Genomic DNA, 249 nt, shown 5'->3' with positions numbered 1-249 from the left:
TCGCATCCAGGTGCTCGGCGAACGCCCCGGCTGGCCCGCGGTGCTCGGCGCAGCCGTGGTGGTCGGCGGCGTGGTCCTGATTGGGTTGTCCGGTTCGACGCCGACGCCGGCGAAACGTCCATCCCGGCTCGGTGCGGGGGTGCTCTACGGCGTACTGACCGGATTCACCATCGCCGCGTACACGCTCTGGGACGCGCACTCGGTGACCAGCGCCGGTCTCGCGGTGTTCCCGATTTCGCTGATGTGGGG

1 pseudogene is annotated in these 249 nt (G+C 70.3%); it reads left to right on the top strand.

Features of this window, described 5'->3' with window-relative positions:
• Nucleotides 1–249: pseudogene (locus FVA95_RS31305) on the top strand (EamA family transporter); the annotation flags it as partial.

Source organism: Pseudonocardia sp. EV170527-09 (genome assembly GCF_008369905.1).
In the GTDB taxonomy this organism is placed as follows: domain Bacteria; phylum Actinomycetota; class Actinomycetes; order Mycobacteriales; family Pseudonocardiaceae; genus Pseudonocardia.
The sequence above is the reverse complement of the archived record's forward strand: the minus strand, read 5'-3'. Positions and strand labels throughout refer to the sequence as shown.